This is a genomic window from Elusimicrobium sp. An273 (assembly GCF_002159705.1).
Lineage (GTDB): Bacteria > Elusimicrobiota > Elusimicrobia > Elusimicrobiales > Elusimicrobiaceae > Avelusimicrobium > Avelusimicrobium gallicola.
Genome location: NZ_NFJD01000004.1, coordinates 260,105 through 268,694 on the forward strand (window position 1 = coordinate 260,105; position 8,590 = coordinate 268,694).

Consider the following 8,590-nt stretch of genomic DNA (forward strand, 5'->3'; position numbering starts at 1 on the left):
TTAAATGATCGGCTCGTTGCATTTGCGGCAGACGCGCACTTTTTTACCGTCGGCCGAAACTTGCACTTTGGGCGTCATGGCTTTTTTGCATTTGCCGCAGATGACCGCTACGTTAGAAGCATCCAACGCCGCTTCCACCTGAATAATGCCGCCTTGCTTGTTTTGAGAAGGTTTCGTGTGTTTGGAAACCAAGTTCACGCCCGCCACTACTACTTTGTTTTTGGCCGGGTTGACCGATTTCACTTCACCCTTCTTGCCTTTGTCTTTACCAGCTAACACCAGAACGGTATCTTTCTTTTTGATAATCATATACTATACCACCTCGGGAGCCAGGGAAATGATTTTCAAAAAGTTCTTTTCTCTGAGTTCTCTGGCAATAGGCCCGAACACACGGGTGCCTTTGGGTTCCCCGTTATCGTTGATGATGCAAACAGCGTTGTCATCAAAGCGAATGTAGGAACCGTCTTTTCTTCTTTTTTCGCGGGCCACGCGCACGACTACCGCGCGAACCACGTCGCCTTTTTTAATGGCGGAGGTAGGGATCGCATCTCTGACGGAGCACATCACGACATCTCCCAAAGTTGCGATATCCCGGTGGTGGCCGCCGCGCACTTTAAAGCACTGCACTTTGCGGGCGCCGGAATTGTCGGCCACATTGACTATGCTTCTTAATTGAATCATACTTTAATAACTCCGTAGTTTTTAAAAACTATGCTCTGGCTTTTTCCACAATCTTGGAAACACGCCATTTCGTCGTTTTGGAAACCGGGCGGCAGCTCATAATTTCCACTTTATCGCCGATTTTGCTTTCGTTGGCCTCATCATGCGCGTGGAATTTGGCCGCTCTTTTGAGCGTCTTGCCGTAGCGTTCATCGTGAACCAGGCGTTCCACCGTCACGGTGCGGGTTTTGTTCATCTTGTCCGACACTACCACACCGGTGAGAACCTTTCTTTTAGCACGGGATTCTTGATTTTCCATGTTTCAAACCTCTATTTTTGCTCTTTCTTCTGATTAATCAGCGTTTGCAAAAGAGCAATCTCGCGTCTTACAGCTCTGATTTCCATCGGGTTGGCGATGGGAGTGGTGCTGTGTTTGAAAAGAAGGTTGAACTTCTTTTCCTGGGCTTTGCCGAGCGCTTCGTTCAGTTCGGCCAACGTTTTGTTTTTCAAAGCTTCTTTTTCGTTCGTTTTCATAAACTACCTTCTGGTTACCAGTTTCGTCTTAATCGGCAGTTTGTCGGAAGCCAAACGCATAGCTCTTTTGGTGTCTTCTACAGAAGCGCCTTCCAATTCAAACAAAATTCTGCCGGGCTTCACGACCGCAGCCCAATATTCGGGCGCGCCTTTACCTTTACCCATACGGGTTTCGGCCGGGTGCTTCGTGATCGCTTTATCCGGGAAAATGCGGATCCAAAGTTTACCTTTCTTTTTGATGAAACGAGACAAGGTAATACGGGCAGCTTCAATCTGCCGGGCGGTAATCCATTTGGGTTCCAACGCTTTCAACCCAAATTCGCCGAATACCACTTCCGTGCCGCGCTTGGCGTTGCCTTTAATGCGGGGCGCGCTGAAGGGTTTGCGATATTTAACTCTCTTAGGCATTAACATAAGTCAAAGTCCTCTATTTGGTTTCTTCGGCCGCCGCAACGGGTTCCGTTACGACTTGGGCAGAAGCGTTTTCCATGTCGCGGTGTTTCTTGAGTTCATTCATAATCTCTTTGGGAGATTTGGCAAAATGGGTTCTCTTGAAAATCCACACTTTAATGCCGATTTTACCGCTGATGGTGTTGGCTTCGGTGAAACCGTAGTCAATATCGGCACACAAGGTATGCAGCGGCACGCGGCCTTCGCGTTTCCATTCCGTGCGGGCAATTTCCGCACCGCCGAGTCTGCCGGATACCATAATCTTAATACCGAGCGCTTTGCCCGACATCGCTTTTTCAATCGCTTTCTTGATAGCGGCACCGTAGTGGGCGCGTTTTTCAAGCTGCATGGCGATGTTTTGGGCAACCAGCTGGGCATCCGTTTCCGGATTTTTGATTTCCATTACGTTGACAAACGTCTTGCTGCCGGTCATGGCTTCAATTTCTTTGCGCAACGCTTCAATGTCGGCGCCTTTTTTGCCGATCACCACGCCCGGGCGGGCGGTGTGAATGTTGATGCGCAGGAACGCGCCGGCTCTTTCAATGCCAACGTAGCTGACGGCCGCCATTTTGAATTTGTCGTCAATAAGTTTGCGGATCTGGAAATCTTCCATGATCAGCGCGGGCATATTCTTAGGCGCGAACCATTTGGAACGCCAATCCTGAATATATCCCAATCTGATTGACCGGGGATGAATCTTGTGTCCCATAAATTAGCGACCTCCCTTTTTTTCGTCGGTAACGATAACAGTCAAATGACACATGCTCTTTTTGTAAGGCATCGCGCGGCCTTGCGGGCCGGGCTGCACTCTTTTCAAGTGGCCGCTGGGGCCGAGATTCGCAAACGCTTCTTTAATGAAGACTTTGCTGAAGTCCAGCTTTTTACCGGCTTTGACTTCCAAGTTGGCAGCGGCGCTGTGTAAGGTTTTGGCTACCAAATCCGAGGTGCGTTTGGCTACGAAAGGAAGTACTTCTTCCGCCGCCTTGACGTTTTTACCGCGGATTTGATCCAACACCAGGTTCACCTTGCGGCTACCAAACCGTTGAAATTTAGCTTTTGCACAAGCTTCCATATCAAATCCTCAACTCTTATTTCAGGGCGGTGGAATCCTTCGTCATGCCACCGTGACCTTTGAACAAACGGGTGAAAGAAAATTCACCGAGCTTGTATCCTACCATTCTTTCGGAAACGTAAATGGGAAGAAATTTTCTGCCGTTATGCACTAAAAAAGTGTGTCCCACAAATTCAGGCACAATGGTGCAGGCTCTTGCCCACGTCTTGATAGGTTTCTTTTCGTTGGAAGCGTTCATCGCTTGAACTTTTTCCAACAGGTTTAAATCCACATACGGACCTTTCTTTGTTGATCTTCCCATAATTACTTAACCTTGTTTTTTCTTCTGTCGCTGATAATCATCCAGCCAAACGCTTTCTTGGTAGAGCGCGTCTTCAAACCGCGGGTCTGCTGGTTCCAGGGAGAGCGCGGAATGTTGCCGCCTTTACCGTGACCGCGGCCGCCGCCCATCGGGTGGTCTACCGCGTTCATGGCGCTACCGCGGACGGTAGGTCTTTCCCCGCGGTGTCTGTTCCGGCCGGCATTGCCGATCACGATGTTGCCGTGATCAATGTTGCCTACTTGGCCGATTGTCGCGCAGCAAGCGCTGGGTACCAAGCGGATTTCGCCGGACGGCATCTTGATATGGGCATAGTCCGCTTCTTTGGCCATAAGCTGAGCTTGGCTGCCGGCGCTGCGCGCCAACTGCGCGCCCTTGCCGACTTTGAGCTCAATCGCGTGGATAAAAGTACCTTCAGGGATATTTTTCAAAGCAAGGCAGTTACCCACTTTAATATCTGCAGCCGGGCCGGACATCAATACATCGCCCACTTTTACGCCTAACGGGTGAAGAATATATCTCTTTTCGCCGTCAGCGTAGTTTAAAAGACAAATGCGCGCGCTTCTGTTCGGGTCGTATTCAATAGAAACAACCTTGGCAGGAATGCCGTATTTTTCTCTTTTAAAATCGATCTGTCTGTAAGCACGTCTGTGGCCGCCGCCAATGTGGCGCACCATAATCATACCGGTGTTGTTTCTGCCGCCGGTTTTGCGCAGACCTTTGGTTAAGCTCTTCTCCGGAGTGGTCTTGGTAATGTCGGAATAGTCCGATACCGTGATCGTTCTGCGGGAAGGGGTGTAAGGTCTAAATGACTTGATAGGCATAGTTAGTAGTTTCTCCTTTCAGCTACTTTGAAGCGGCTTCCACCACTTCAATTTTATCGCCTTCTTTCAAGGTTACAAAGGCCTTTTTGTAATCAGGTCTTTTGCCCTCGAAGCGACCCATACGGTGGGTCTTGCCCGTGACGGAAATCGTGTTGATCTTGGTAACGGTTACGTTAAAGATTTTTTCCACCGCGGTTTTAATTTCGCCCTTGGAAGCGTCTTTGGAAACAACAAAACCGTAGCGGTTGTGATTGTCTCTTTCAATCAAGCTTTTTTCAGTCAACAGGGGCTTTTTCAAAATTTCATACGTGCGGGACATTATTTGCCCTCCTTGGCGAAGGTTTCGCACAGTTTTTCAACGGCAGCCTGGGTCAAGATGACCTTCGTGCTGTTGAGCACCACGTAGGCGTTGATGTCCTGCGTCGGGATATGGGTCAACCCTTCCACGTTGCGGCAGGCCAAAGCGGCGTTCGCGTCGGCAAAGTTGTCCAGCACGAGCGGCTTGCGGCCGGCGGACAAGGTTTCCAACACTTCGGCGAAAGCTTTGGTTTTGGGTTCTTTAAAAGTCAACGAATCCAAGACCACCAAGTTGCCTTCGGCCAGTTTGGTGGAAAGCGCCATCGCAAGGGCGGTTCTTCTTTTGGCGGCCGGCAAATCCTGACGATAGGAATGCGGGGTCGGCCCGAAAGCGATACCGCCGTGGCGGAACTGAACGGCGCGCAAGCTGCCCTGGCGGGCGCGGCCGGTGCCTTTCTGTTTCCACGGTTTCTTACCGGTACCGGAAACTTCGCTGCGGGTTTTGGTGTCAGCGGTGCCGCTTCTTTGGTTAGCCAAAAACGCGGTGATGACTTCGTGCAGGAAGGTCGGGTTGGCTTTGACGGCAAACAAGCTGTCCGGCAGAGCGCAGGTCCCTTTTTCTTTTCCTTTGATATCTAAAACTTTAGTTTCCATGGGTCAAAGTCCTTACTTCTTGTTGGCGGCTTTGGAAGCAGACACTTTATGCTGCTGCGGCGCCACATAGTGTTTTTTGAATTTGGAAGTTTCCAAAACGGAAACGATGGAACCTCTGGCTCCCGGGACGGATCCTTTCAGGAACAAGAGACCATTTTCGTTGTCCACTTTGACGACTTCAATCTTGGCAACGGTGTGGGTGGTGGTGCCATAGTGGCCGGCCATGCGCTGACCGGAAAGCACTTTACCCAAAGAGCGGCGGGAGCCCAAAGACCCCGGAGCGCGGGTTCTGTCGGAAGCACCGTGAGAATCAGGCTGCCCCGCAAAACCGTGGCGTTTCATCGCACCGGCAAAGCCGTGGCCTTTGATTTTACCCTGCACGTCTACATAGTCGCCGGGTTTAAAAATTTTTTCGAGTGAAATGACTTGACCAATTTCAAAGCCGTTCACGTCGGCAACACGGCATTCCTTCATGTGTTTTACCGGCGCCACATTGGCTTTTTTGAAGTATCCAAGTTCAGGTTTGTTCAGCTTGTTTTCTTTCACTTCGCCAAAACCCACGCATACGGCGTTGTAGCCGTCTTTTTCCTGGGTTCTGACACGTACAACTTTGCACGGGCCCGCTTTTACCACGGATACGCCATGCAGGTTGCCTTTTTCATCAAAGAGCTGGGTCATGCCCACTTTTTCGCCGATTACGAAACGAAACGTAGCCGGAGCTTCTTTGACAGTTTCTGCTTTGGCCGCTTCAGCAACGGGCGTTGCCTCTTGGGCACCAGCAGCATTTTTGATTTCTTCAGTCATATTCTGTCAGGTTTCCTATTAGTTGCTTTTGATTGCCACATCTACACCGGCCGGCAAATCGAGTTTCATCAATTCATCCACGGTCTTAGAGGTGGGACTTTTTAGATCAATGAGTCTTTTGTGAATGCGCATTTCAAATTGTTCTCTGCTCTTTTTGTCGGTATGGGGAGAGCGAAGTACGGTGTACTTTTTAATCCGAACCGGCAACAGAACAGGCCCCGCCACGATGGCGCCCGTTTTCTGCGCGGTTTCCACAATGCGGGAAACCGAGGCGTCCAACATGCGATGGTCATAAGAACGCAATTTAATGCGGATTCTTTCTTGGCTCAGCACGTGAGCTCTTTTTTCTGTTTTTTCAGCCATTTTTTGTTTCCTTAAATGTTTTTCCACAAAAAAATTATGGGGCAGAAACCCCACCTCCGGGTCATCGTTCCCGACGAGCCGGTGTGGAATTTTGCTGCCTTAAGTCTAACTTAGTACATTTTATTATACCAAATTAGCGGGCTTTTGCGCTATACATTTACTAGCGGGTTTCACCTTGCCGCGTTCGCTATACAGCTGCCTAAAATTCGCTTAGATATATTTTATAATATCTGTATTGTATTGTCAAAATAGAAACGCAACTTTTTTATTAAAACTACGCCTTTTTTGAAAAAACAAAAACCGGCCTTTTAAAGCCGGTTTCTGATAAGGTCTAAATTTAGTTAATTTTTACTCTAACCTGTTTTTTTACTTCTTTTAGCAACTGGTTAGGGTCTTGTTCCGTTCCCCAGCTAAGATCCAGCTGGTAATCCTCCGGGGCTTTTAAAACCGTATCCCATGGAATTTTGCCCGCTAAACGTTCTTGACGCAACACCTGCCCCAATGCCGTGCCGGACGGAATGAGCAAATAGTAAGGAGCGGCGGTTTGTTCCCCTCTTACGGCATAAGAGCCGGGCCGGAGGAGCGTCTCTTCCAAGGTGGCAAAGGGCAAATCCGTATTAATTTTTAAGAGGGTTTTCCCCTTTCCGGCAAAGCGGGAATACAAACCCGTTTCGTTTTGCTTAAACACCCCTTTTAAGGTGTTGGAATCAGAAAAGGTGGCCGGGTCTTGCCCAAACACCGCAATTTTCGCAGTATATTGTTGGTTTTGAATGCCGCCCGGAAGGCTCAAATCCCAACGCAAAGACTTAAACCCGGGGGCGGTCAGCGTAAGATACGTAGTATTTCTGCCCAAGTAAACGGCATATCCACGTTTGGTTTTCTCCACCCCGCAGCCACCGATACCAGATAAATTGAACTTGATATTAGGGATTTTGGTGTTGATCAACAACACGCCGCATTCATATTCCCCGTTTTCATCCATCCGGTGTTGTTTTTTGCCTAAAGGGCCTTCTTTGGCAACGGGAGAAACTTGAAATTCATACCCAAAAGCTGCTCCCGTAAACAATAAAGTTAACAGCAATAAATACTCTTTTCATAATTTCTTCCGTTGTTTAGTTTATTTTCCGAAATAGCTGTCCATCGGCTTTAATTCCCCGGTGCAAACATTATTTTCGCATTTGGGGGTAATTTGCACGTAGCACATTTCGCGCGTGCAGGGTGCCATCTGGCATTCTTTGTTCCAAACTTTTTGCACTTTTTCAGCCGCTTTAACATTTACGGCTTCATAACCGGCACATTCGCAGCACCCTTTTTTAACGGCTACGCAATCCGCATCGGTTTGACAAGTTTTATCCGCCGCAGTAATAGCTTTATTCAGCTTTACCGGCATAGCATTGATTCCCACTTTTTGAGGAGCAGACGAACACGCCGCCAACAAAGCTGCCGCAAAAATCATCAAATAAGTTTTCTTCATGTTTTTCATCTCCTTCTATTAATAAGCCATATAATCTTCCATCGGTTTCGGCGTTCCTACGCAGACCCCGTTTTGGCAGGAAGTATTAATTTCCACATAGCACATTTGCAGCGTGCACGCAGCCATGGCGCATTCTTTTTCCCACATCGGCTGAAGCGCCGCCGCGGCTTCTTTATTTACCGGTGCATACCCATTGCACAGGCAGCAGCCTCTCTTGACGGAGGTGCAGTCCGCATCCACTTTACAAGTTTTGGCTGCAGACTCGACCGCTTCGGTATAATTTTTGGCTTTCGGATTCACAACCGTATTTTTTACCGGTGTGTTAGCCGCACAGCCGGCAAAAAATAATCCGGCTACTATCATTATACATAAGTTCTGTTTCATTTCAATTCCTCTTCTTTTGCCAGCACGCAACGATGGTTGCGGCAAGCCGTTTTAACCGCAGAGGTATCGGGCTGTTTATCACAGCGAGTATACCAATCTGCTTCCCGAACGCGATTGAAATCCTCTAATTCCCGGCGGTTAATAGCCGTATACCCCCATTGCGGATATTGGCAGGATTTCAATACAGCCACGCAGTCTTCATCTGCATTGCAGGCAACGTGAACTCTTTCCACATAATGGGCAAAAACTTCATTCATATGCCTTTTATGGGAGGCGCACGCCAACAAGAACAGCGGGCTTAATAATACTATCCATTTACACATATCTATATTATACCAAACAAAAAAGGGACTGTTTTACCAGTCCCTTTTGTATTGCAAGTTGCAATTAAACTACTCAATAATTTTGGTTACTACGCCGGCGCCTACCGTATGGCCGCCTTCGCGGATAGCGAAGCGCAACCCTTCTTCCATGGCTACAGGCGTAATCAACTTCACTTCAATTTCGGCATTGTCGCCAGGCATAATCATGTCTTGTTTGAAAGACAGTTCCCCGGTCACGTCCGTCGTTCTCAAATAGAACTGCGGTTTATAACCCGGAGTCAGCGGCGTATGGCGCCCGCCTTCTTCTTTCTTCAAGATGTATACCTGCCCCATGAAGTGTTTGTGCGGATGTACCGTCTTCGGAGCAGCCAATACCTGCCCTCTTTCCACTTGGTTCTTGTCAATACCGCGCAACAAAATACCCACGTTGTC

General features: G+C 48.6%; 18 protein-coding genes. All 18 read right to left on the bottom strand.

Annotated elements, in window-relative coordinates; genetic code table 11:
* Entirely contained in the window at nt 1-309 is a 309-nt protein-coding gene (gene rplX / locus B5F75_RS06920) for a 50S ribosomal protein L24 (protein ID WP_087289318.1), read from the bottom strand.
* A gap of 3 nt (nt 310-312) precedes the next feature.
* On the bottom strand, nt 313-681 hold the full coding sequence (gene rplN / locus B5F75_RS06925; protein ID WP_087289320.1) for a 50S ribosomal protein L14: 369 nt from the start codon (nt 679-681) through the stop codon (nt 313-315).
* Between the two features lie 28 nt (nt 682-709).
* Nucleotides 710-979 (bottom strand): 30S ribosomal protein S17, encoded by a 270-nt coding sequence (gene rpsQ, locus B5F75_RS06930; protein ID WP_087289322.1) that lies wholly within the window; start codon nt 977-979, stop codon nt 710-712.
* An 11-nt stretch (nt 980-990) separates the two neighbouring features.
* Nucleotides 991-1,194: a 50S ribosomal protein L29 gene (rpmC, locus tag B5F75_RS06935; RefSeq protein ID WP_087289324.1), complete on the bottom strand. Its 204-nt coding sequence runs from the start codon at nt 1,192-1,194 to the stop codon at nt 991-993.
* Nucleotides 1,195-1,197: 3 nt separating this feature from the next.
* Nucleotides 1,198-1,608, bottom strand: a complete 411-nt coding sequence (gene rplP, locus B5F75_RS06940; RefSeq protein ID WP_087289326.1) for a 50S ribosomal protein L16 — start codon at nt 1,606-1,608, stop codon at nt 1,198-1,200.
* Nucleotides 1,609-1,621: 13 nt separating this feature from the next.
* Entirely contained in the window at nt 1,622-2,353 is a 732-nt protein-coding gene (gene rpsC / locus B5F75_RS06945) for a 30S ribosomal protein S3 (protein WP_087289328.1), read from the bottom strand.
* 3 nt (nt 2,354-2,356) lie between these two features.
* Complete coding sequence (gene rplV, locus B5F75_RS06950) at nt 2,357-2,716, bottom strand: 50S ribosomal protein L22 (RefSeq protein ID WP_087289330.1); 360 nt, start codon at nt 2,714-2,716, stop codon at nt 2,357-2,359.
* 16 nt (nt 2,717-2,732) lie between these two features.
* Entirely contained in the window at nt 2,733-3,017 is a 285-nt protein-coding gene (gene rpsS / locus B5F75_RS06955) for a 30S ribosomal protein S19 (RefSeq protein WP_087289332.1), read from the bottom strand.
* Nucleotides 3,018-3,019: 2 nt separating this feature from the next.
* The gene (gene rplB / locus B5F75_RS06960) at nt 3,020-3,859 is read right to left on the bottom strand and encodes a 50S ribosomal protein L2 (RefSeq protein ID WP_087289334.1); all 840 of its coding nucleotides are present in this window, start codon (nt 3,857-3,859) and stop codon (nt 3,020-3,022) included.
* A gap of 22 nt (nt 3,860-3,881) precedes the next feature.
* The gene (locus B5F75_RS06965) at nt 3,882-4,178 is read right to left on the bottom strand and encodes a 50S ribosomal protein L23 (RefSeq protein ID WP_087289336.1); all 297 of its coding nucleotides are present in this window, start codon (nt 4,176-4,178) and stop codon (nt 3,882-3,884) included.
* Nucleotides 4,178-4,810, bottom strand: a complete 633-nt coding sequence (gene rplD / locus B5F75_RS06970; protein ID WP_087289338.1) for a 50S ribosomal protein L4 — start codon at nt 4,808-4,810, stop codon at nt 4,178-4,180. Before rplD ends, B5F75_RS06965 begins: the two co-directional genes overlap by 1 nt.
* Nucleotides 4,811-4,822: 12 nt before the next feature.
* Nucleotides 4,823-5,614 (bottom strand): 50S ribosomal protein L3, encoded by a 792-nt coding sequence (gene rplC, locus B5F75_RS06975; RefSeq protein ID WP_087289340.1) that lies wholly within the window; start codon nt 5,612-5,614, stop codon nt 4,823-4,825.
* A gap of 18 nt (nt 5,615-5,632) precedes the next feature.
* Nucleotides 5,633-5,977 (bottom strand): 30S ribosomal protein S10, encoded by a 345-nt coding sequence (gene rpsJ, locus B5F75_RS06980; protein WP_087289374.1) that lies wholly within the window; start codon nt 5,975-5,977, stop codon nt 5,633-5,635.
* 337 nt (nt 5,978-6,314) lie between these two features.
* The gene (locus B5F75_RS06985; protein ID WP_087289342.1) at nt 6,315-7,058 is read right to left on the bottom strand and encodes a hypothetical protein; all 744 of its coding nucleotides are present in this window, start codon (nt 7,056-7,058) and stop codon (nt 6,315-6,317) included.
* 36 nt (nt 7,059-7,094) lie between these two features.
* The gene (locus B5F75_RS06990) at nt 7,095-7,451 is read right to left on the bottom strand and encodes a hypothetical protein (protein WP_143351273.1); all 357 of its coding nucleotides are present in this window, start codon (nt 7,449-7,451) and stop codon (nt 7,095-7,097) included.
* Nucleotides 7,452-7,469: 18 nt separating this feature from the next.
* Nucleotides 7,470-7,835, bottom strand: coding sequence for a hypothetical protein (locus B5F75_RS06995; RefSeq protein ID WP_087289347.1), 366 nt, complete (start codon nt 7,833-7,835; stop codon nt 7,470-7,472).
* The gene (locus B5F75_RS07000) at nt 7,832-8,158 is read right to left on the bottom strand and encodes a hypothetical protein (RefSeq protein ID WP_143351274.1); all 327 of its coding nucleotides are present in this window, start codon (nt 8,156-8,158) and stop codon (nt 7,832-7,834) included. The genes B5F75_RS06995 and B5F75_RS07000 overlap by 4 nt, the downstream gene beginning before the upstream one ends.
* 69 nt (nt 8,159-8,227) lie before the next feature.
* The coding region (locus B5F75_RS07005) for an EF-Tu C-terminal domain-related protein (protein ID WP_481967606.1) at nt 8,228-8,590 on the bottom strand (363 nt) is incomplete at its 5' end.